This window comes from Bacillus sp. L_1B0_5 (assembly GCF_000836715.1).
Classification (GTDB): Bacteria; Bacillota; Bacilli; order Bacillales; family Bacillaceae_G; genus Bacillus_A; species Bacillus_A thuringiensis_S.
Window position 1 is genome coordinate 59,289 of record NZ_JXIS01000012.1, and the last position, 21,133, is coordinate 80,421.

Genomic DNA, 21,133 nt, shown 5'->3' on the forward strand with positions numbered 1-21,133 from the left:
CTCGACTATGTTAAAATAATAGTGAGGTGAGAGTATGGCTGTCATTACAAAAATAGAAGTACAAAAACGATCGAAAGAACGATTTAATATTTATATTGATAAAGGTCAAGGCGAAGAGTACGGGTTTAGTGTGGATCAAGTAATCTTAATGAAACATGGATTACAAAAAGGCTTAGAAATTGATGAAATAGAGTTAGGAAATATTTTGTACAATGAAGAGGTACAAAAAGCATATTTACAAGCAATCTCCTATTTATCCTATCAAATGAGAACAAAACAAGAAATAGAAGATTTTTTACGAAAAAAAGTAGTGGGACAGGCCATCATCTCTGAAGTCGTTTCGAAATTATTACATGACCGATATATTAATGATAAAGAGTACGCTGTTTTATATACGCGAACGCAAAGTAATGTGAATCGAAAAGGTCCAACTGTTATTAAAAGAGAGTTGTTAAATAAAGGTGTTCAAGATTTAATTATTATGCATAGTTTACAAGAATATCCGAAGGAAAAGCAAATTGAGAATGCCTTGTTTCTCATAGAAAAGAAGAAAAAATCTTATCAAAAGCATTCTTTTTTACAAATGAAGCTAAAGTTAGATGAGATGCTTGTTCGAAAAGGATATTCTAGAGAAGTAATTCAAATTTGTTTGGAAGAATTGAAAGACGAAAGAGATGACGAAAAGCAACAAGAAGCGTTACACTATCATGGGAATAAATATTATGAGAAATATAAGAAGCATGATGGATGGACATTTGAAAACAAGATGAAACAAGCGTTATATCGAAAAGGATTCTCTATCGATGAGATAGAGATATTTTTACAAATGAAACGTGAAGAGGGATGAGGGGAATAATGAGATGAATATGCCAAAACGCTATAGTGAAATGACACCACATGAGCTTAGAGAAGAAATTGGAGATTTGAAGGAGCAAGCAATAAAGGCTGAGCAGCTTGGAATTGTAAATGAGTTCGATGTATTAATGAGAAAGATGGCAATGGCTCGCGCCTATATGACGGATATAAACAAATTTCATATTGGTGAAACATATGAATTAATAGAAGAACCTGGTGTATTATTTAAAATTACGTACTTCAATGGGGTATTTGCTTGGGGTTATAAGCAAAATGATAATGAAGAGATTGGCATACCAATTTCCTTATTGCAAGAAAAATAAAAACCAGAGAGTAAATATCTCTCTGGTTTTCATCTTTGGTAGGCGTTAAAGGAGATAGGAGATTCTAAAATTGGCGTTTTTTACATTCGTTGGCCAATATAATGAGAGACTGGGTTTGTTGCGTCTGTCCGTTAACTTGCGCTTTCGCATGTTTCGGACGAGTCCACGTATGGTTAAATAATTCAGAACGACTATCTAAACGATCACGGTAGCTCATCTTTATCACCTCGTGTAGGAAGTTAATTTTTTAGGTTGTATCTGTATTACTCTTCCTGCTGATTTGCAGCACGCATACGTTCTTGTGGGTGCGTGTTAATTGTGCCGTTAGGTCGCTTCGAAGCGAAGCGTGATTTCGCTTTCGGCTGACCGTCGATTTTGCTGTTGTTTTTTGACTCAGACCAAAATTCGGCTTGTTTACCCATTGCGAACGCCCTCCTCCTCATCAGTTGATACCTCTTTAAGAACCTCTTTAAGAAGTATCACTTATAGAATGTGCAAAACAGAAGAAACTATCCTTTAGAAATGAAGGGATAAATAGGTAAAAGGAGATTAGAACATGAATGATATTTATGAAGCATTAACGAAAGAATTATTAGACAAGAATGACAAGCTCTCTTACGGACAAGCTCGTGCGTGGGTTGAATTACTTTGGGAAGATTTTCAAACAACTTATGCAAAATCAGGGCGTTATCACGGTGAGGAAATGACTGAGCAAGTGGTACGATCATGGATTAATAATCATGGTGTACGCCTTCATGAAATGCGTACAAACAATCCGAAGTATAGCCATTTAATTAATCAAGAAGATCATTTGAAACATTAAAAAAAGCGACTTAAGTCGCTTTTTTTAATGTGGAAGTAATTCCAGTTTTTTTCGAAGTTTTTCTTCACTAAAAATCCATCCTGTATAGGAATTAATAATATTTAAATTATGGTCGAGCTGAACAATCGCGACAAATGGATAATAATCTTTACTTCGATACCGTAAATCAATGAATCGTACTTCGTAATAATGATCATGATCAAAAATATCCCAGCGATATACAGGAGAGAAAGATAGGAAGGCCGAGATGTTTTCATCTTGTTTAGCTGCTCGCATAATATCATTGTCTGGGAACGGTACCCGATCGAACTTGTCATATATCATGATGTTACCACGGTGCCATCTCGCAACGTAGTAATAATCAGCTGTAACGACTGCTAAATGATAATGATAAAATCGGTAAGAAGGAGAAATGATAATCTTTTCGACATTTTTGAAACGTTTGTGTACAACGCTTCTTATATTTCTGTGCATCATAATTCGTCCGATATAGTAAACAATCATTAATATATATGCTGCTAAGGCAGTGTATCCTTTATGAGAACCGACGAGCATGCAAGCAATTGCAAGTATATGGATAAAGAAAATTACGGTATCGAATGTATTAATCACGCCGAGTGCGACCCATTTTTTTGTGAAAGGCCGTAATGCTTGTGTACCATAGGCGTTGAAAATATCTACAAAGACGTGAAGGAAGACTGCAATAAATGACCAAAGTAGTAGATGAAGATATGGAGCGTCTGAAAAGAAGGCGAAAGAGATGCCACTTATAAGGAATGACCAAAGAATTACCGCGGGAATGGAATGAGTAACTCCGCGATGATTTCTTATATATTTAGCGTTATTACGCAATTTTAAAACTGTGTCAATGTCAGGAATGTTGGAACCAGCAATTGTAGCAAGCATAACAGCTTGTGGGCCAATATCACTTTGTGCTATGGCTGGATCTAATGTTGCTAAGCTACCTAAAGTGATACCCATAACAAGGTGAGTGGCTGTGTCCATAGAAATCCACCTCCGTTTTTTATTAATGTAACTCTTTTTATTAGATACCTCAAGTCCTTTGCCTTCAATTTCCTATGTCATCTTACTTAAATTTTTTCCTAAAATCTTTATAATAGTACTTATATGCAAAAAAATGAGGGGGATCAAGTTTGACACTTGAAATACTAAAAAATTTTAATATAGAGCAGTTTCAAAATGATTTAATTGGTTGGTTTGAAGAGGAGCAGCGCGACTTACCATGGAGAAAAAATAAAGATCCATACCGCGTTTGGGTTTCTGAGATTATGTTACAGCAAACAAGAGTAGAAGCTGTAAAACCATATTACGCAAATTTTATGGGGAAGTTTCCTACACTTGAAGCGTTAGCGAACGCAGATGATGAAGAAGTATTAAAAGCATGGGAAGGTTTAGGATATTATTCTAGAGCACGTAATTTACATGCGGCAGTAAAAGAGGTAAAAGAAGTATACGGCGGGGTTGTACCGAGTGATGTAAAGAAAATTGAAAAGTTAAAAGGTGTCGGACCATATACAAAAGGCGCTATTTTAAGTATCGCATATGGTATACCAGAGCCGGCAGTTGATGGAAATGTTATGCGTGTATTATCTCGCATTTTATCAGTATGGGATGATATTGCAAAACCAAAGACTCGAAAAGTTTTTGAAGAGATTGTGCGTGAAATTATTTCAGTAGAAAACCCATCTTATTTTAATCAAGGATTGATGGAATTAGGTGCACTGATTTGCATTCCTAAAAATCCATCATGCTTACTGTGTCCTGTACGTGAGCATTGCAGAGGATATGCTGAAGGTGTTCAAAAAGAACTACCAGTAAAAAGTAAAGCGAAAGCTCCTACAATGGTACCTATTGTTGCAGGAGTACTTCAAACTGAAGATGGTCGTTACGTTATTAATAAACGTCCAAGTAGCGGATTATTAGCTAATATGTGGGAGTTTCCGAATATTGAACTTGGCGAAGGGATTCGAAGTCAGAAAGAACAGCTTATAGATTATATGAAAGAAAAGTTTGAGCTTTCGATTTCTATTGATGAGTACGCAATGAATGTACAACATACATTTACTCATCGTACTTGGGATATATTTGTATTTTACGGAAAAGTAACCGATGATATTGTTGAAACAGATACATTGAAACTTGTATCGAAAAAAGCATTTGAGCAGTTACCTTTCTCTAAATCGCATCGTACGATTTATGAGAGTTGTGTTGAGAAAATTACAATGCAATAAACAAAAAAGTGTTCCCTAGATTGGGAACACTTTTTTAATCGTAAGAAATTTTTGTTCCATGAGTCCAACTGGCATCACCTTCTTGTAAGCCGCCCCTTGATTTGATCTCTATTACAATTTCTTTATAAATACTTTGCCCTTCCGCATTTAAATAGGGCAAAATCTGTTGTAATGAATGATGAAAATAAGCTAATTCATCTTCTTTCCATTCGTTTTTTGAAATCATCGTTAGTTCAGTCATATCGCGTCCTATATACATATTTTCACCTCCATTTTCTATAGTTTGAATGAGTAACAAGAGATATATGCGGAATTTTTTCAAAAGAAAATTACGGATAGCTTCTAGTTGAATTGGTTACATTATTGATTGTGGAGGTGAGAAAGATGAGTAAAAAACAACAAGGTTATAACAAGGCAACTTCTGGTGCTAGCATTCAAAGTACAAATGCTAGTTATGGTACAGAGTTTGCAACTGAAACAAATGTACAAGCAGTAAAACAAGCAAACGCACAATCAGAAGCAAAGAAAGCGCAAGCTTCTGGTGCACAAAGTGCAAACGCTAGTTATGGTACAGAATTTGCAACTGAAACAGACGTGCATGCTGTGAAAAAACAAAATGCTAAGTCAGCTGCAAAACAATCACAATCTTCTAGCTCAAATCAGTAATGAAAGAAAAACACTTCTCTAATTCGGGAGAAGTGTTTTCTTTGTGTGTGGATCGTTGTAATGAAAATAAAGTGAACGACATAACTTCTAATAAGTCAACAAATGTTGTCAAAGGAGAAGGAAGTTAAAGATTAGAAATATGTAATTAGGAATAATAACTGATGAAGAAATCCAAAAGGGGGTAAGTAATGAACGATTTTGATAAGTTGGTGGGAGAACAATTGGAAACGATGGATGAGTTGTTAAAATTGCAATCACACTTAGAGAAGTATCAGCAAATTGAAATGAGTGAAAAGGATACGTGCGATAAAAAAGACTTACATTTTATTCGCCAAGAAATATATAGAACAGAAGTAGCGTTGAAGCTATTACATGAAAAATTCGAAAAGCAAACGAATAGTGTGATAAAATCTTTTGAAACTGAAAAAATGATTTCAAATTTAGGATAAGATATATTATTGCCTTCAGGTGAAAAGTCCTTCAAATAGAGAGGGGCTTTTTCTATTACATGTCCTCGTTTATAAATAATACAGTACAATCCTTGTTTTCTGAGAAGATTGGGTATTATTGTATTCAACGATAAACCTCCTGCATATTCAGTGTGGAAAATAGAGTCTTATCCCTTTAGTTTTAAAATTTTGACAAAAAAGTTATAATAGAAGAAAAGTGAATGCCGTTCAAAGGGCATTTGCAGTTGAAAGAAGGGAGCATATATGGGATTTCCCAAAGAAGGAGAAAAAGTACAAATACATAGTTATAAACATAATGGCTCCATTCATAGAATGTGGGAAGAAACAACAATTTTAAAAGGGACACAGAGTCTTGTGATCGGAGCGAATGATCGTACAGTAGTTACAGAATCGGATGGCCGAACATGGATTACGCGTGAACCAGCAATTTGTTATTTTCATGCCAACTATTGGTTTAATGTGATTGGGATGCTTAGGGAAGAGGGCGTATATTATTATTGTAATTTAAGCTCCCCTTTTGCGTATGATTCTGAAGCATTAAAGTATATTGATTATGATTTAGATATTAAAGTGTATCCAGATATGACATATACGCTTCTAGATGAAGATGAGTATGAAAAACATAGTCAAATTATGCAGTATCCACCTGTTATCGATACAATTTTAAAACGAAATGTAGCACATTTAACACAGTGGATTCATCAAAGAAAAGGTCCGTTCGCACCAGACTTCGTAGATATGTGGTATGAACGATATTTAATGTACAGAAATTAAAACAAACCTGCAGGGGGCTTCCCGGCAGGTTTGTCCTATTAGAGGGGGGATTATGTGCAGGGCATAAAAAGATATTTACAATTTGTTAAACCATATCGATGGCTTATCGCTATTACAATTATTATTGGACTAGTTAAGTTCGGTATCCCACTTATTATGCCGTGGTTATTAAAGTATATTATCGATGATGTAATTCAAGGCGGAGGTTCACTTCAAGATAAAACATCTCAATTAATAACAGCGATTGGAATTGCTTTTTTTATTTTTGCGGTATTAAGACCACCGATTGAATATTATCGTCAATATTTCGCGCAGCGTATCGCAAATACAATACTGTATGATTTGCGGAAGTATATTTTCGGTCACTTACAAAAGTTAAGTTTACGTTATTACTCCAATACAAAAACAGGAGAGGTTATTTCGCGCGTCATCCATGATGTAGAACAAACGAAAGATTTTGTAATTACTGGTTTGATGAACGTCTGGTTAGATACTGCAACAATTGCTATTGCCATCATTGTTATGTTTTCTATGAATATAAAATTAACATTTGTTGCGTTATTGATTTTACCTATTTATGTAATTGCAGTGAAATATTTTTTCGGACGTCTTCGGAAATTGACGAAAGAGCGTTCACAAGCGTTAGCGACGATGCAAGGGTATTTGCATGAACGTATTCAAGGGATGCAAGTGACACGTAGCTTTGCGTTAGAAGAGTATGAGGGGAAGCAGTTTGAAAAAAGAAATAATGAATTTTTAACGAAAGCATTAACCCATACAAGTTGGACGGCGAGAACATTTTCGGCAGTAAATACGTTAACAGATTTAGGTCCGTTACTTGTGATTGGTTTTGCAGCATATGAAGTAATTCAGGGGCAGTTAACGCTAGGAACGATGGTAGCTTTTGTTGGATATATGGATAGTTTATATAGTCCGCTTCGCCGCCTTGTTAATTCATCTACAACATTAACACAATCTTTTGCATCGATGGACCGAGTGTTTGAACTGTTAGATGAAAAATACGATATTGTTAATGTGCCAAATGCGGTACAAACGAAAAAATTAAATGGAGAAATTGTATTTGATAATGTTTCTTTTCGTTATAATGCAGATGAAAAAGAGATATTACACAACCTGTCATTAACTATGCAGCCTGGGGAGAAAGTAGCGCTCGTAGGAGCGAGTGGGGGAGGAAAGTCATCTCTTGCTAGTTTGATCCCGCGTTTCTATGATGTTTCTGAAGGTGCGGTTTATGTAGATGGGATAGATGTAAGAAAGTATAATATGAGAAATTTACGTAGTAATATTGGAATTGTACTGCAAGATAATTTATTGTTTAGCGATACAATTGGAGCTAATATTTTATATGGAAATCCGAAAGCTACAGAGCAAGAAGTGATTGCAGCTGCCAAAGCTGCGCAAATTCATGATTTTATTATAGACTTACCAGATGGTTATAATACTGTCGTTGGAGAACGTGGTGTGAAGCTATCGGGTGGGCAAAGACAACGCGTGGCAATTGCACGAGTGTTTCTAAAGAATCCGTCGGTCCTTATATTAGATGAAGCAACTTCGGCATTAGATTTAGAAAATGAAAGGTATATTCAAGAGGCGCTTCAGACGTTAGCTGCTGACCGGACGACGATTATAATCGCACATCGATTAGCGACGATTACGCATGTTGATACGATTATTTACATTGAAGACGGTGAGATTAAAGAGACTGGTTCTCATGCAGAGTTAATGCGAAAAAGAGGATTTTATTACAATTTATATCAACTTCAACATATAACAGAAACAGCTCCTTTAGCATAAAAGGAGCTGTTTTTTTATTCGTCTTCTTTTTTATCATCGATTTGGAGTTCTGTTTCTGGTTTATGGTATGTGTAGAAGCTATCTACAAGTAAATCTAAATGCTCTACTTCTTCACTATAGTTAATGATAGAAGAAATAAGAGGGAAGAGATGTAACCATGTTTTATATGCTTCTTCATCGTCCTTATTTTGATATTCCATAAAGATATCAATTAATTCTTGTTTACCTGTTTCAACTTCATCAAGCATTTCAACTGATTGTTGTTTTTTTGCTTTACCAATAAATTTTAATAGAACTTGTTCATGATAATGCGTTAATGAGTCAAGTTCGTTTTGGATAGATTCCTGAAACTCTTCCGGCATATAGCGCAGTTCATTTTCAGTGCGGTGTAATGATTTTAACGTACTTAAAGCACGGCTTGTTGTCGCTAACATTTGTCTGAATAAAACGAGCTTACGAATTTTTGCGAACTTTACTTTTTTCGTGTAGCTTCTTTCTTCTTTATACAGCAAATAGTAATGGTTTAGTTTGATCATTTTTTCTTTCATACGATCAATATCAGTTTTTAGCGTTGTAAAATCAGAAGCCTGCCTGCTATTCATTCGAATCCATTTTACAATTTCTTCTGTATTATCAACGATACGATGATAAAGTTTTGTTTCATATTTGGGCGGCATAAATACTAAATTTACAAGTGAAGCCGCAATAATACCAATCATAATCGTTGCAAAGCGAAGTAAGGCAAAACTAAAGAAATCTTCGCCTTGATACTCCATAATGGCGATAACTGTTACTAAAGCAATTGATATTGTGTTTTCTAATCGTAATTGCAGTGTAAGAGCAATTACTAATATACATGTTAATCCAATAATAAAAGGATTATGTCCAAAAGCAGTAGCAAATGCGATAGCAAATATCGCACCAATTACATTTGCTTGAATTTGTTCAAGTGCTGTTAAATAAGAACGGTATACAGACGGTTGAACAGCAAAGATAGCTGAAATTCCCGCAAATACCGGACTCGGTAATTGAAGTAAAATACAAGCAAATAAAGCTAACGTGATGGCAATACCCGTTTTTAAAATGCGAGCACCAAGTTTCATACCCTAAATAAGATCCTTTCTCTTGTCATAATGAATGTACAACATGATACTATACATTCATTACAATATGTTAGCAAGTGATATTTTAGTGACGTTAAAAGAAATTAGTATTTATTTTATCGCGCTAATTGTGAACAGTAAGATTCCCGCCTCTAAATTCAGTAGCTGGATGCCGGTAAACGTTCAATTGCTGTAGGCTAATTAAAGTTTCACTTTATAATTTTTCCTAATTTCTTTTAAACATCAGTTTTTAGTAAAAAGACCTGCTGAATTTCAGCAGGTCTCAAATTGTTACTATAGATTACTATGAGAAGTGTACTTCGTCAATTTTTTCTTAATAATGAAAATTACTCATGTTACTCTGTTGAGATAGATGGATCTGCCTGTTCTTTTTTCGGGATAATTTCAAAAAACTGGTTTTGTATATCATCTAATAACGGGGTTAACAAAGCAACTTCCTCATATTGCTCATGCTCGTTTAGTACACGAATATAGTCTAGCAATAATTCAGTTACATCTTTCAAACCATTTTTACTAATTGGTTGTAATGTAACATTTGCCCCTTTTGCGATTCTTCTTTTTAAGGCCTGTTCTGTTAAGCCTAAGTTTGAATCATGACGCAAATAAACAATACCGCCAGTCATGCCGGCGCAAATCCATGGACCAGGGTCACCTAAAACAAGCGCTCGCCCATTTGTCATATATTCAAAAGCAAACCCTTTAATATTGGAGTATGCCCCTATATTTCCGTGCTCTTTTTCACGGAGTGGTTTTGTTATTCTACCTCCAATTATCATGTCTGCCCCAGAAAGGCGAATGCCAGCGCGAGCATCAGCGTTACCTTGCACGTATAGTGCCCCTTTTTGTGCACCATATCCAAATCCTTTTCCGACAGAACCGTTATAATATACTCCGTCTTTTCCTTTTGATTTCGTGATATAAATACCACCACCAAAGGAAGTTTTACCAATGCCATCTTGTGCGCCGCCATTTACGTGTATAAATAAATTTTCACTATTGTAAGCACCTAACCCATTTCCGGGAATAGAACCATTCGTATACTTTAATGTAAGTGGTTCAAGTTGAGTAGCTTCATATAGTTTACTGCGAACGCGATAACATGATTCTAGACCACCCATAACGCGTTGCTCTACACCGACGCCTACTAATTCTTTTGAGTCAGCGGAATGAACGGTTTTAAATTGTTTTTCCGGTACGTCTTCTGTTGTTGTAACAGATGGATGTTCTATTATTTGTAGTAAATTACATAAGTTTAATAAATTTTCGCCTCGAACTTGCTCTAATAAATCAGAACGCCCGACAATTGCTTGTAAATTTGTATATCCAAGCTGTCCTGTTAATCGTTTTAGTTCTACACCGAAAGAGGTGAATAAATTTAACAGGCCGGCAACTGCGCTTTCTAATTCGCGCGGGACGAAGCGGCGCAATCCATGTTCTTTTGCTTGTGCTTCAGACTCAATTTGTGTCGCAATTCCAACATGGCAAGTATCTAGATGGCACCCACGGCAAGTAGTACAACCGATTGCAATCATTGATAGTGTGCCAAATCCAATACGGTTTGCTCCGAGGAGCATGATTTTCAAGGCATCATTTACACTTCGAATACCACCATCTGCCCAAATCTCTACTTTATGTCTCATACTTGCTTCTAATAAAGCGTTGTGAGCGGCTTTAACACCAATTTCTACAGGAAGACCTACATGCTGCAATGCGTGAATACGTGCAGCACCTGTTCCGCCATCGAATCCGCTAATGTTAATAAAATCAGCACCAGCTTTGGCGATACCGACAGCAATTGTTCCGATATTAGGAACGACAGGGACTTTCACGGCTACTTTGGCAAGTTGATTAGCTGTTTTAATTTCTGTAATCATTTGAGCTAAATCTTCAATTGAATAAATATCATGGTTATTAGAAGGTGAAATTAAATCTGAGCCGATTGTCGCATTACGTGCTTCAGCTATTTTGGCTGTCACTTTTGAACCAGGTAAATGTCCACCTTCCCCAGGCTTTGCGCCTTGACCGATCTTGATTTCAATTAAGTTTGATGAGTTTAGTAGTTCGGCATTTACTCCAAATCGTCCAGATGCCACTTGTTGTCCACGTGTATGTGGGTATTTCCCAATCATATCTTTAATTTCGCCGCCTTCACCGTTCAAGCTAATCATATTTAGCTGATCGGCCGCTTCTGCATATGCGCGAAAGGCGATTTCGTTTTGAGAACCAAATGACATAGAACTAATAATAAATGGTAAATTATGATTTTGAATGCCGATAGATACTTCTTCAGTTGGAACGACATGTTTTGTTTGTTTCGTTTGAATAAGGTGTCTGATTGCGATTGGATTATTCTCTTCTAGTTCACTTAACTTGTCACGGTAATCATCATAAGAATTTCCTTTTGCAACATCGCCAATTGCTTTCCAAATTCGCGGGAATATATGAAATGATTTTCGCATTCTAATTTTAGGATTGTTATAATCCTCTGCTCGTATTTTTGCATCTTCAGCAAGTGATTCAAGTGAAAAAGCTAAATCATTTGAACCGAAGAAATTTGTAATTTGTAATATATTTGCGATTTCCTCATGTAACCCAATAGATGAATAGAGACGTCCGTAACCACGTAACTCATGAATTCCAATTGTTGAAATGACTTTTTCTAATCCTTTATTAAGTGCATTATACAGATTCGTAATTGGTGTTTTTGTTCCATCATTTACAGTCGCGAATAATAAATATGGATTAATACTATCTGCTCCTAATCCATATAGCGTGACAATGTCATGTAAGGAGCGAAGGGCACCAGAACGTATAACGAGAGAACAATTGCGGCGTAATTTATTTTCACTTAATGCTTGATGTACTTTAGCGGTAACTAAATGTGGATCAATCCACAAGCGTTCATTTAGATGGGCTTTTGCGTCATCTAATACTAGTAGAGAAGCACCATTGTTAACAGCAGCTATCGCTTCAGAACTAATGCGGCTTAATGCACATTGCAGGGTTTCTGACGAGCTGAATGTAGCAGAGATTGTGGCGATAGAGTTATGAGTCATAAATAGCTCTATGAGTTGTTCGTACGTAATTGTGTGTAATTCCTCTGCAATGGGTTGTGCCACACTGCCTTCTAAAATAATTGGTGAAAGCATTTCAACTACAAATGGCCGTTTTGCACCGATGAATAAACTTGGACGCTCTCCAAGTACAGTACGTGTAGAGAAGTGTTCAATTTCACGGTCACGGTCAATTGCAGGGTTTGTAACAACAGCTACACTTTCTTTAATAAAGTCAGCGATATTTCGTCTATCAGTATCGAGTGCGGCAAGTGGTGAGTCATGCCCAAGTGAGCGTATTGGCTCAACGCCTTTTGTTGCCATCTGTTCAAGGAGCTGAATATGTTCTCGGTCCCATCCGAAAGCGACGTATTGTTTCGTTTCAACTTGAACAGAATCACATAGCCCTTGGATTTTTTTCGTTTCAGGGATAGATAAATTTAAATGGTAATTAGTAGTATCAATTCGCTTTTTAAAACGGTTATATACTTGGGTTTGATATTTGTCATATTCATAAAGAACAAGTTCGTCTTGTTCATTCCATTTTAATCCGACTTTTTCTCCAGGAGCGAGTGGTTTTGGTTCTGCTACATATTTAGTTGGTGATACAACTCCAGGTTCAGAAGAGAAAATATAAGAGCTCTCTGTCTCTACTTTCCATACTGGGCGTAATCCAAGGGAATCAACACTGAAAACAGCTTCATCTTTAAAACGGGAAATGATGCCAGCTGGTCCTTGTGCAAAATGTCCCCATGCTTCACGTATATACGTATATAAATCTTGTAAAGGTGTTTCATAAAGTTTAATTTCATTAATAATTGGTGGGAATAGAATTTCCATTGCTTCAAATAAGCTGTAGTCGTATTGAACAAGTAGGGTTTCTAAGGTGCGGTTTAAATCTTGAGAGTCACTGCCTCCAGCAGTAAGTGGTACATCAATCATTTCAGCCTGATCGCGTAATTTTGCAATTGTGTTAATTTCACCATTATGTCCGAGAATGCTAAATGGTTGTACACGAAAAAAATTAGATAATGTATTAGTAGAGTAGCGGTTATGTCCTAATGTCATAGTTGAAGCGATAAGTGGATGTTGTAAATCATTATAGTAGGCAACAAGTGTATCACCAGCACCTAGAACTTTATATACAACATGATCACGACTTAATGAAGCAACATGAATTGCTTCGTTTTCCTCTATTTTTATTGTGACAGTAAATAATGTTTGCTCAATATTTGTAATTTCGTTTTCTGCGATAAGGGCAACTTGCCAAAATAAAGGTTCTTCTTGTTTACCAAGTGGACCGAGTGCATCCGAGTTTGTTACATCATCACTTTCGAAAATGATTGTAAAGTTTTTGTTGTTTAATTGCGTACGAATATAATCTTTTAAGATAGTAATGTTTTCTTTTTTATTTAGAAAAAAATGTCCAACGATAAAGTGGGGATGATCCACAATCGTTGGATTATATCCGCTACTTTTTAGTTTTTCATTCCAAAGCGCTTTTGGTATATCAATGTGAATGCCGATCCCATCGCCCTCGCCATTAATGAAACCAGCTCTATGATTCATTTTGACGAGTGATTGTATACAAAGGTCAATGTTTTCTTTTGTAGGAATTTTTCGTTTCTCCATAACGGAAACGATTCCACACGCATCATGTTCTGCATTTCTATAATCTCGAAATAAAGACGGTGTCCATGTATTTTTTGTATTGAGCATCCGTCAATCCCCCCTCTTGTAAAAGTTAGAATAATCTTACTATTTAAGGTGCAAATCACCTTGTACACAGAGATAGTAATGCTGTAAAAGAATATAAAACAGATAATTATGAATAATTATACTATTAATACGGAATTTATGAAATAGAAAAAAGGAAAAAAGAAAGGTGAGCTTTCTTTTTTCCTTTTAATGACGGGATTATTTATTGTCTGCTAGGGCAGCAAATGCTCTGCCGACAGCTTCGATTGTATATTCAATATCTTCTTTTGTATGTTCTGTCGTTAAGAACCATGCCTCGTATTTAGAAGGTGCTAAGTTAACTCCTTCTTGAAGCATAAGCTTGAAGAATTTACCGAACATTTCACCGTCTGTATCTTGTGCGGCATCGTAATCTTCAATTGTATTTGTTGTGAAGTATACAGTTAAAGCTCCTTTTAGACGGTTTAATGTAATGTCGATATTATGTTTCGTTGCTTGCTCTAAAATTCCTTTTTCAAGCATTGCACCAAGTTCATCTAATTTCTCGTAAAGTCCTTCTTGTTGAAGCACTTCTAGACAAGCGATACCTGATGCCATAGAAGCAGGATTTCCTGCCATTGTACCAGCTTGGTATGCAGGTCCTAGCGGAGCAACTTGTTCCATAATTTCTTTCTTACCACCGTAAGCACCGATCGGTAAACCGCCGCCAATAACTTTACCAAGCGCTGTTAAGTCAGGTGTCACACCAAGTAAGTCTTGAGCACCACCGTACATAAAGCGGAAAGCAGTAATAACTTCATCGTAAATTACTAGTGCGCCAGCTTCGTGAACAAGTTCATTCACTTTTTCAAGGAATCCTGGTTTAGGTTCTACAATACCGAAGTTTCCAACGATTGGTTCTACAAGGATAGCTGCTACTTCATGACCCCATTTATCTAACGCTTCTTTTAAAGTTTCTACATTATTAAATGGAACGGTAATAACTTCTTGTGCGATACTTTGTGGTACGCCAGCTGAGTCAGGAGTTCCTAAAGTAGAAGGACCAGATCCAGCTGCCACAAGTACTAAATCAGAATGACCGTGGTAACAACCAGCAAATTTCATGATTTTTGTGCGACCTGTATAAGCACGAGCAACACGAATCGTTGTCATCACTGCTTCTGTACCAGAGTTTACAAAACGGACTTTATCTAATGCAGGCATTGCTTCTTTTAACATTTTTGCGAATTTTACCTCTAGCGCTGTTGGTGTTCCATAAAGTACCCCATTTTCAGCAGCTGTTGTAATTGCTTTTGTTATATGTGGATGAGCATGTCCAGTAATAATAGGACCGTATGCTGCTAAATAATCGATATATTTATTTCCGTCTACATCCCAGAAATAAGCGCCTTTCCCGCGTTCCATAGCAACAGGAGCGCCGCCGCCAACTGCTTTAAAAGAACGAGAAGGACTGTTAACACCGCCAACGATATGCTCTAAAGCTTCTTTATGTAATGCTTCTGACTTTGTGAATTTCACTACAATTCATCTCCTTACAAAAATCTATGTATTATTCTAACATGTTTTTCGAAAAGACGTATTGTTTGTGATAGCGAAGGCAGTTGGGTAAACTATTCGTTGTGACATTTAGGAGGGGGGTCCGATTATGAAATCGGTAATTGAGGTACAAGGGTTACGTAAAGAGTTTACAGCCTATTCAAGTCGTCCGGGCTTAAAGGGTGCATTTCGCGATTTATTAAATCGTAATTATAAAATAGTACCAGCAGTAAATGATGTATCTTTTACTGTAAAGCAAGGTGAAATGGTTGGTTATATCGGTGAGAACGGTGCTGGTAAATCAACAACAATTAAAATGCTTACGGGGATTTTGACTCCGACATCAGGGCAAATCATAGTAAATGGAATGAATCCACATAAACAAAGAGAAGAATTTGTAAGAACAATTGGTGTTGTCTTTGGACAGCGCTCGCAACTTTGGTGGGATATTGCAGTCCAAGAATCGTTTCGTTTATTAAAGAAGGTGTATGGTGTATCAGACGCTCAGTATAAGGAGCATATGGAGCACGTAATTGAAACGTTAGATATAGGACCTTTATTAGATAAACCAGTTCGAAAATTATCTCTTGGTCAAAGGATGCGTTGTGAATTAGCAGCAGCCTTAATTCATAATCCACCGTTATTATTTTTAGATGAGCCAACAATTGGGTTAGATGTACTTGTGAAATTGAAAATACGTGAATTTTTAAAAGAAATGAATGAACGTTATAAAACAACAATTTTATTAACTACTCATGATATTACTGATATTGAAGCTTTATGTGAGCGTGTTATCATGCTGGATGAAGGAAATATGATGTATGACGGTTCTTTAAATAATCTTCGTACGCAGTGGGGAGCAGAGAAGGAAATACACTTTCAGTTTGTTGCACCAGTTTCCTATCAGGCTTTATCAATGGTTATGCCAGATAATCATGTCGTTTGGTCGAAAGCGAAAGAGGAAAACGCATGGGTTGCAAAAATTCCGAATGAAGAAGTTATTATTTCAATGCTTATTTCTAAAGTAGTACAAGCATTTCAAATTAAAGATTTAAAAATTAACGAAGTGTCTACAGAAGAAATTATTCGTAACATTTATGAAGAAGGTATTACGCATGGGTAAGTATATTGAAATGATTCGAATCCGCTTTTTAATGATGCTTGCGTATCGTACAAATTACTATAGTGGGATTTTAATTTATACAATTAATATCGGTGCTTACTATTTCTTATGGCAAGCAATTTATAGCGGAAAAGAGAATATTGAAAGTTTATCTATTTCGCAAATGACCACGTATATCGCAATCGCTTGGATGGCACGTGCCTTCTATTTTAATAATATAGATAGGGAAATTGCGATGGAGATTCAAGAAGGACGTGTGGCTGTAGAATTAATTCGTCCGTATAACTATTTGGGAATGAAAGTTATGCAAGGTCTTGGCGAGGGAATATTCCGTTTTGCCTTCTTTTCTATTCCAGGCATGGTTATCGTTACGTTATTATTTTCGTTGCAAATTACAACGAATTTTCAAACTTGGTTATATTTCTTCTTATCTTTAATATTTAGTTTTATTATTAATACACAAATTAATTTAATGACGGGAATGCTTACGTTTTTCCTATTTAATAATAGTGGAATTATGTATGCAAAACGCGTTGTTATTGATTTATTTTCAGGTCTATTATTACCAATTAGTTTTTATCCGTTATGGGCCCAAAAAGCAATGATGTTTTTACCGTTTCAGGCGATTAGTTATATTCCAAGTATGATTTTTTCTGAAGGTATACAGGGGAGTAAGTTGTATGAGGCTTTAGTATTTCAAGTGATTTGGGCAATTGTACTTATTATTCCAATTGTACTCATGTGGAGAACGGCGAGAAAACGTCTAATTGTACAAGGGGGATGATGAGATGCTATATATAAACTTATTTTTACAATATGCAAGTCAATATATAAAAACGAAATTGGAGTATCGAGGCGATTTTATCGTTGGTTTACTTTCTGATTTATCGCTTCAAGCAGTTAATTTAATATTTATTCTCGTTGTATTTGGGCATACACAAGCATTGAAGGGATGGAGTCGAGAAGAGGTAATCTTTATTTATGGGTTCTTTTTAGTACCATTTGCCATCTTTTCAGCTTTCTTTAATATATGGGATTTTAATGATCGATACATTATTAAAGGGGAGATGGATCGTGTATTAACGCGACCGATTCATAGCTTATTTCAAATTATATTAGAAAGAATGGAACTTGAATCTTTAATTGGAGCCATTACAGGGATTGTTGTAATGGGATATGCAGCTGTGGAGTTACAATTATCTTTTTACTGGTATGATTTCTTCTTATTTATATTGATGGTAGGAGGAGGAGCGCTTGTATATGGAGGGATATTTGTTACGCTTGCGAGCCTTGGTTTTTGGTCGGATGCGAAAAGTTCAATTATGCCCCTTATGTATAACATAGGTAATTACGGGCGCTATCCTGTTAATATTTATAATCGTGTAATTCGTTTCATTTTAACGTTTGTTTTACCGTTTGCGTTTGTTGGAGTATATCCAGCAGCATACTTTTTAAGAAAAACAGAATGGAATAGTTATGCATTCGCGACGCCAATTGTTGGTGTTATCTGTTTTACGATTGCAATCAACCTCTGGAACCAAGGAGTAAAAAGGTACCGTGGCGCGGGTAATTAATTATAGAAGCTTGTTCGTTTCTAAGGGATAAATCAGTCCTCCACCTCATACATATAAAATGAGGTGGAGGACATGTTATGGGGATTTATTCTATTAATTGCAGCAATCGCTATTTTGAAAAGTGTCCAATTATTATGGAGTTCATATTCAGATTCAACGCGTTTTTTTTCGCTGTATAATTTGGCCACATTATTTTTGATCTATACAACAGTACTGATCGCGTTTGGATTAAGTTACGTTGTATTAGAGGAAATGGGTTTCTCAGTTTTGAAAGAGGACGGAGAAAGTTTGAATGCTCATTCTTTTCAACTCGTTGAAGTTTGTTTATATTTTAGCGCAGTTACTTTATTGTCTGTTGGATATGGTGACATATCTCCGATTGGAATTGGGCGATGGATTGCAATCGCAGAAGCGCTAATTGGATATACACTCCCTTTTGCTTTTGTGATGAGGTCTGTAATAGGCAATGAAAAATAAGGAAGCATTTGTTATAGTAAAGGAAAAGAGTAGGAGTGATAACTATGATTACAGTAGGAGAAATGGCACCAGAATTCACATTAGAGGGAAGTAACGGAGAAGAAGTTAGCCTAGCTGATTTCCGCGGTAAAAATGTAGTTCTCTATTTTTACCCGAAAGATATGACGCCAGGATGTACAACTGAAGCATGTGATTTTCGTGATGCGTATGGAGTATTTCAAGAGAAGGATACGGTTATTCTTGGAGTAAGTCCTGATTCAGCGAATAGACATTTGAAATTCATTGAGAAACATGAATTGCCATTTACACTTTTAGTAGATGAAGATCATAAAGTAGCAGAGTTATATGATGTTTGGAAGTTGAAAAAGAACTTTGGGAAAGAGTATATGGGAATCGAGCGTTCTACATTCCTTATTAATAAAGACGGTGAACTTGTAAAAGAGTGGCGTAAAGTGAAAGTGAAAGGACATATTGAGGATGTTCTTTCTTATATAAAATAAATCTATAGTGGAGATAAAATATGCAGAAACAAGGCAAGTGTCTATACATATTTTACTGCCTTACATAAAGTGGAAGTGTAGGGCATACCTCCTCAGATGATAGTATTCCAAGTGCGATTATGTCGCACTTTTTTCTATGTAATATTATGAGGGAAAAGGGAAAGATACATAAAAACAAGCCCTGAATATAAAAATAAACCACATACTTATAGTAGAAATATTGACGATTTATAAGAAAAGGAGTACACTCTTTATAAGAATTATAAAATAATAATCCGTATAGAATCGGGGTGCATGACGGTGGTCAAAGAAGAATTAAAAGAAGCGCTAGAAATGCTGAAAAATACGGGTGTACGCATTACTCCACAGCGTCATGCTATTTTAGAGTACCTTGTGGAATCAATGACGCACCCAACAGCGGATGATATTTATAAAGCATTAGAAGGTAAGTTTCCAAATATGAGTGTTGCAACTGTCTATAATAACTTACGTGTGTTTAAAGAGGTTGGACTTGTAAAGGAATTAACTTATGGAGACGCTTCAAGTAGATTTGATTATGTTACAAGTCAACATTATCATGTAATTTGCGAAAAATGTGGTAAGATTGTTGATTTTCCTTATGGAGGCTTGGAAAAGCTGGAAGAGGAAGCTGCGAAAACGACAGGCTTCGTTATCAATAGTCATCGCTTAGAAATTTATGGCGTTTGTCCAGAGTGTCATAAGGCGTAATATATAATAAAGAAAGAGGCTGACGGCTATACGTCAGCCTCTTTCTTTATTATATAAGGATTAGCGTGAGGTTAATCAGGATTTACAGTGCTAAGTTAGTAAGAAGGGATAGATAAAAGTTTGTCGAATTTACTTTGTATTGGTGGAAATGAATTCTTGGAGGGGACATTTTGAAGAAATATGAGATTAAAAGTGACATTCCAACATTGGAAGAATATAAATATTTATGTGATTCTGTGGGATGGACTAATTATATGAACTTTGAGGTGGCGGAAATATCACTTCAAAATTCGATTTACTGTATAACAGTCAAGGATAATAATCAAATCATCGGCATGGGGAGAATTGTTGGTGATGGGGCTATCTATTTCTATATTCAAGATATAGTGGTTCATCCAGAGTATCAAAAGAATGGTATTGGAAAGAAAATAATGAATACTTTAGTAGAATACTTAAATCAGAATGCTCCAGATAAAGCATTCATTGGTTTGTTTGCGTCGCAAGGTAAAACGTCATTCTACGAAAAATATGATTTTAAAGATTATTCGCCTAACATGACAGGGATGTTTACTGTTATTTCGAAAAAATAGGTGTAATAAATTTAATAAAACAATTAAAAAGTTGATTTCTTAATAAATCAACTTTTTAATGAGTTGAAACGTTTGTAGTGTTGCAAACTCGTATTTCCCTTGATACTTATGATTTATAACTCTTCTTATTATACTTTTCATCAAATTCTTTTCCTTCTAGATCTCGATCTAGTGTTAAAGGTTGATTGCAGTGCATACATGCATCGACACGGCCGAGCATTTTTGTTGGCTTATCACAGCTTGGACAAATAATTTGGATAGTCTTAGTAGATAACATACCAATCCAAAAGTAAACGACAGTGCTAGCGATAACAGCTAAAAAGCCAACCATCATAAACGTTGTCATAACAATAATGTTTTCGCGGAAAAAGACACCTAAGTATGCAATGAAGAGGCCGATAAATACTAAACTTAATGCAAAGGTCCGGATTTTATTGATTTTGTTTGAATACTTAATGCTCATTCTCACCACACTCCTATAATAATAATATAACATAAAATTTAGAATTTTCACTCTCGTGTAAATTGATAAAGGGATAAGATATGAAATGGATAGGAGGGGAGCCATGAAGAATGAATGGGTGCTATAATGATTTTTACAGCGATTTTTAAGTTTTTAACGGGATGTGAAATTTTTTTGTAAAAAGTATTGACCCTGTATATACTGCATGATATATTAATAACCGTCGCTGATGCGGAAACGCAGAAAACGACAAAAAGAAATTAAAAAACTTAGTTGACATTGAAAAAT

The 21,133-nt window shown here is 35.8% G+C and carries 23 protein-coding genes; 15 read left to right on the forward strand and 8 right to left on the reverse strand.

From position 1 onward, the window contains the following. The first annotated feature begins 34 nt into the window (after nucleotides 1–34). Together recX and RT27_RS03955 are read left to right on the forward strand one after the other, a co-directional pair. Complete coding sequence (gene recX / locus RT27_RS03950) at nucleotides 35–847, forward strand: recombination regulator RecX (protein WP_043935361.1); 813 nt, start codon at nucleotides 35–37, stop codon at nucleotides 845–847. Between the two features lie 13 nt (nucleotides 848–860). Continuing rightward, nucleotides 861–1,178, forward strand: a complete 318-nt coding sequence (locus RT27_RS03955) for a YfhH family protein (protein WP_016083624.1) — start codon at nucleotides 861–863, stop codon at nucleotides 1,176–1,178. Nucleotides 1,179–1,242: 64 nt separating this feature from the next. Here the strand turns inward: RT27_RS03955 and RT27_RS32295 are convergent, their stop codons facing one another. Together RT27_RS32295 and RT27_RS03960 are read right to left on the reverse strand one after the other, a co-directional pair. Continuing rightward, nucleotides 1,243–1,395 (reverse strand): YpzG family protein, encoded by a 153-nt coding sequence (locus tag RT27_RS32295; RefSeq protein ID WP_000122093.1) that lies wholly within the window; start codon nucleotides 1,393–1,395, stop codon nucleotides 1,243–1,245. 46 nt (nucleotides 1,396–1,441) lie between these two features. After that, on the reverse strand, nucleotides 1,442–1,600 hold the full coding sequence (locus RT27_RS03960; protein ID WP_000517891.1) for a small, acid-soluble spore protein K: 159 nt from the start codon (nucleotides 1,598–1,600) through the stop codon (nucleotides 1,442–1,444). Nucleotides 1,601–1,734: 134 nt separating this feature from the next. Here RT27_RS03960 and RT27_RS03965 point away from each other — a divergent pair, with 134 nt between their 5' ends. Beyond that, on the forward strand, nucleotides 1,735–2,001 hold the full coding sequence (locus RT27_RS03965) for a YfhJ family protein (RefSeq protein WP_016083623.1): 267 nt from the start codon (nucleotides 1,735–1,737) through the stop codon (nucleotides 1,999–2,001). A gap of 24 nt (nucleotides 2,002–2,025) precedes the next feature. On the opposite strand, the gene RT27_RS03970 is transcribed toward RT27_RS03965, so the two are convergent. Continuing rightward, nucleotides 2,026–3,006: a metal-dependent hydrolase gene (locus RT27_RS03970; RefSeq protein WP_016083622.1), complete on the reverse strand. Its 981-nt coding sequence runs from the start codon at nucleotides 3,004–3,006 to the stop codon at nucleotides 2,026–2,028. A 149-nt stretch (nucleotides 3,007–3,155) separates the two neighbouring features. On the opposite strand from RT27_RS03970, the gene mutY reads away from it, so the two are divergent. Continuing rightward, complete coding sequence (mutY, locus tag RT27_RS03975) at nucleotides 3,156–4,253, forward strand: A/G-specific adenine glycosylase (RefSeq protein WP_043935362.1); 1,098 nt, start codon at nucleotides 3,156–3,158, stop codon at nucleotides 4,251–4,253. A 34-nt stretch (nucleotides 4,254–4,287) separates the two neighbouring features. Here the strand turns inward: mutY and RT27_RS03980 are convergent, their stop codons facing one another. Further along, nucleotides 4,288–4,512, reverse strand: coding sequence for a hypothetical protein (locus RT27_RS03980; protein ID WP_043935363.1), 225 nt, complete (start codon nucleotides 4,510–4,512; stop codon nucleotides 4,288–4,290). Between the two features lie 125 nt (nucleotides 4,513–4,637). Here RT27_RS03980 and RT27_RS03985 point away from each other — a divergent pair, with 125 nt between their 5' ends. From RT27_RS03985 to RT27_RS04000, 4 genes are all read left to right on the forward strand, one after another. Continuing rightward, entirely contained in the window at nucleotides 4,638–4,919 is a 282-nt protein-coding gene (locus RT27_RS03985; protein ID WP_000039035.1) for a gamma-type small acid-soluble spore protein, read from the forward strand. A gap of 188 nt (nucleotides 4,920–5,107) precedes the next feature. Continuing rightward, on the forward strand, nucleotides 5,108–5,368 hold the full coding sequence (locus tag RT27_RS03990; RefSeq protein ID WP_000997587.1) for a YgaB family protein: 261 nt from the start codon (nucleotides 5,108–5,110) through the stop codon (nucleotides 5,366–5,368). Nucleotides 5,369–5,632: 264 nt separating this feature from the next. Further along, nucleotides 5,633–6,163 (forward strand): DUF402 domain-containing protein, encoded by a 531-nt coding sequence (locus tag RT27_RS03995; RefSeq protein ID WP_000506627.1) that lies wholly within the window; start codon nucleotides 5,633–5,635, stop codon nucleotides 6,161–6,163. A gap of 54 nt (nucleotides 6,164–6,217) precedes the next feature. Further along, nucleotides 6,218–7,978: an ABC transporter ATP-binding protein gene (locus tag RT27_RS04000; RefSeq protein ID WP_016083620.1), complete on the forward strand. Its 1,761-nt coding sequence runs from the start codon at nucleotides 6,218–6,220 to the stop codon at nucleotides 7,976–7,978. 14 nt (nucleotides 7,979–7,992) lie between these two features. Here RT27_RS04000 and RT27_RS04005 read toward each other — a convergent pair whose 3' ends face one another. The 3 genes from RT27_RS04005 to hemL all read right to left on the reverse strand — a co-directional run bounded on the left by RT27_RS04005 (nucleotide 7,993) and on the right by hemL (nucleotide 15,371). Beyond that, nucleotides 7,993–9,081: an aromatic acid exporter family protein gene (locus tag RT27_RS04005; RefSeq protein WP_016083619.1), complete on the reverse strand. Its 1,089-nt coding sequence runs from the start codon at nucleotides 9,079–9,081 to the stop codon at nucleotides 7,993–7,995. A gap of 356 nt (nucleotides 9,082–9,437) precedes the next feature. Further along, nucleotides 9,438–13,874 (reverse strand): glutamate synthase-related protein, encoded by a 4,437-nt coding sequence (locus RT27_RS04010; RefSeq protein WP_043935365.1) that lies wholly within the window; start codon nucleotides 13,872–13,874, stop codon nucleotides 9,438–9,440. A 198-nt stretch (nucleotides 13,875–14,072) separates the two neighbouring features. Continuing rightward, nucleotides 14,073–15,371 carry a glutamate-1-semialdehyde-2,1-aminomutase gene (gene hemL, locus RT27_RS04015; RefSeq protein WP_000673245.1) on the reverse strand — a complete coding sequence of 433 codons (1,299 nt, stop codon included), beginning with the start codon at nucleotides 15,369–15,371 and terminating at the stop codon, nucleotides 14,073–14,075. 127 nt (nucleotides 15,372–15,498) lie between these two features. Here hemL and RT27_RS04020 point away from each other — a divergent pair, with 127 nt between their 5' ends. From RT27_RS04020 to RT27_RS04050, 7 genes are all read left to right on the forward strand, one after another. After that, nucleotides 15,499–16,512 (forward strand): ATP-binding cassette domain-containing protein, encoded by a 1,014-nt coding sequence (locus RT27_RS04020; protein ID WP_043935366.1) that lies wholly within the window; start codon nucleotides 15,499–15,501, stop codon nucleotides 16,510–16,512. After that, the gene (locus RT27_RS04025) at nucleotides 16,505–17,296 is read left to right on the forward strand and encodes an ABC-2 family transporter protein (protein ID WP_000521519.1); all 792 of its coding nucleotides are present in this window, start codon (nucleotides 16,505–16,507) and stop codon (nucleotides 17,294–17,296) included. The genes RT27_RS04020 and RT27_RS04025 overlap by 8 nt, the downstream gene beginning before the upstream one ends. A 4-nt stretch (nucleotides 17,297–17,300) precedes the next feature. Further along, nucleotides 17,301–18,086 carry an ABC-2 family transporter protein gene (locus RT27_RS04030; protein WP_016083616.1) on the forward strand — a complete coding sequence of 262 codons (786 nt, stop codon included), beginning with the start codon at nucleotides 17,301–17,303 and terminating at the stop codon, nucleotides 18,084–18,086. A 72-nt stretch (nucleotides 18,087–18,158) separates the two neighbouring features. Continuing rightward, nucleotides 18,159–18,563, forward strand: a complete 405-nt coding sequence (locus RT27_RS04035; RefSeq protein ID WP_016083615.1) for a potassium channel family protein — start codon at nucleotides 18,159–18,161, stop codon at nucleotides 18,561–18,563. 44 nt (nucleotides 18,564–18,607) lie between these two features. Beyond that, nucleotides 18,608–19,063, forward strand: a complete 456-nt coding sequence (gene bcp / locus RT27_RS04040) for a thioredoxin-dependent thiol peroxidase (RefSeq protein ID WP_000633711.1) — start codon at nucleotides 18,608–18,610, stop codon at nucleotides 19,061–19,063. A gap of 300 nt (nucleotides 19,064–19,363) precedes the next feature. Then, complete coding sequence (gene perR / locus RT27_RS04045; RefSeq protein ID WP_000237829.1) at nucleotides 19,364–19,792, forward strand: peroxide-responsive transcriptional repressor PerR; 429 nt, start codon at nucleotides 19,364–19,366, stop codon at nucleotides 19,790–19,792. A 170-nt stretch (nucleotides 19,793–19,962) separates the two neighbouring features. Continuing rightward, nucleotides 19,963–20,382, forward strand: coding sequence for a GNAT family N-acetyltransferase (locus RT27_RS04050; protein ID WP_000759743.1), 420 nt, complete (start codon nucleotides 19,963–19,965; stop codon nucleotides 20,380–20,382). Between the two features lie 106 nt (nucleotides 20,383–20,488). Here RT27_RS04050 and RT27_RS04055 read toward each other — a convergent pair whose 3' ends face one another. Further along, complete coding sequence (locus RT27_RS04055; protein WP_000025067.1) at nucleotides 20,489–20,845, reverse strand: YgzB family protein; 357 nt, start codon at nucleotides 20,843–20,845, stop codon at nucleotides 20,489–20,491. Between the last annotated feature and the right edge of the window lie 288 nt (nucleotides 20,846–21,133).

Excerpts from the sequence above, each read along its gene's own strand:
- recX (WP_043935361.1), top strand. The coding sequence starts at position 35 with ATGGCTGTCATTACAAAAATAGAAGTACAAAAACGATCGAAAGAACGA.
- RT27_RS03955 (WP_016083624.1), top strand. The coding sequence starts at position 861 with ATGAATATGCCAAAACGCTATAGTGAAATGACACCACATGAGCTTAGA.
- RT27_RS32295 (WP_000122093.1), bottom strand. The coding sequence starts at position 1,395 with ATGAGCTACCGTGATCGTTTAGATAGTCGTTCTGAATTATTTAACCAT.
- RT27_RS03960 (WP_000517891.1), bottom strand. The coding sequence starts at position 1,600 with ATGGGTAAACAAGCCGAATTTTGGTCTGAGTCAAAAAACAACAGCAAA.
- RT27_RS03965 (WP_016083623.1), top strand. The coding sequence starts at position 1,735 with ATGAATGATATTTATGAAGCATTAACGAAAGAATTATTAGACAAGAAT.
- RT27_RS03970 (WP_016083622.1), bottom strand. The coding sequence starts at position 3,006 with ATGGACACAGCCACTCACCTTGTTATGGGTATCACTTTAGGTAGCTTA.
- RT27_RS03980 (WP_043935363.1), bottom strand. The coding sequence starts at position 4,512 with ATGTATATAGGACGCGATATGACTGAACTAACGATGATTTCAAAAAAC.
- RT27_RS03985 (WP_000039035.1), top strand. The coding sequence starts at position 4,638 with ATGAGTAAAAAACAACAAGGTTATAACAAGGCAACTTCTGGTGCTAGC.
- RT27_RS03990 (WP_000997587.1), top strand. The coding sequence starts at position 5,108 with ATGAACGATTTTGATAAGTTGGTGGGAGAACAATTGGAAACGATGGAT.
- RT27_RS03995 (WP_000506627.1), top strand. The coding sequence starts at position 5,633 with ATGGGATTTCCCAAAGAAGGAGAAAAAGTACAAATACATAGTTATAAA.
- RT27_RS04005 (WP_016083619.1), bottom strand. The coding sequence starts at position 9,081 with ATGAAACTTGGTGCTCGCATTTTAAAAACGGGTATTGCCATCACGTTA.
- RT27_RS04010 (WP_043935365.1), bottom strand. The coding sequence starts at position 13,874 with ATGCTCAATACAAAAAATACATGGACACCGTCTTTATTTCGAGATTAT.
- RT27_RS04020 (WP_043935366.1), top strand. The coding sequence starts at position 15,499 with ATGAAATCGGTAATTGAGGTACAAGGGTTACGTAAAGAGTTTACAGCC.
- RT27_RS04025 (WP_000521519.1), top strand. The coding sequence starts at position 16,505 with ATGGGTAAGTATATTGAAATGATTCGAATCCGCTTTTTAATGATGCTT.
- RT27_RS04030 (WP_016083616.1), top strand. The coding sequence starts at position 17,301 with ATGCTATATATAAACTTATTTTTACAATATGCAAGTCAATATATAAAA.
- RT27_RS04035 (WP_016083615.1), top strand. The coding sequence starts at position 18,159 with ATGTTATGGGGATTTATTCTATTAATTGCAGCAATCGCTATTTTGAAA.
- bcp (WP_000633711.1), top strand. The coding sequence starts at position 18,608 with ATGATTACAGTAGGAGAAATGGCACCAGAATTCACATTAGAGGGAAGT.
- RT27_RS04055 (WP_000025067.1), bottom strand. The coding sequence starts at position 20,845 with ATGAGCATTAAGTATTCAAACAAAATCAATAAAATCCGGACCTTTGCA.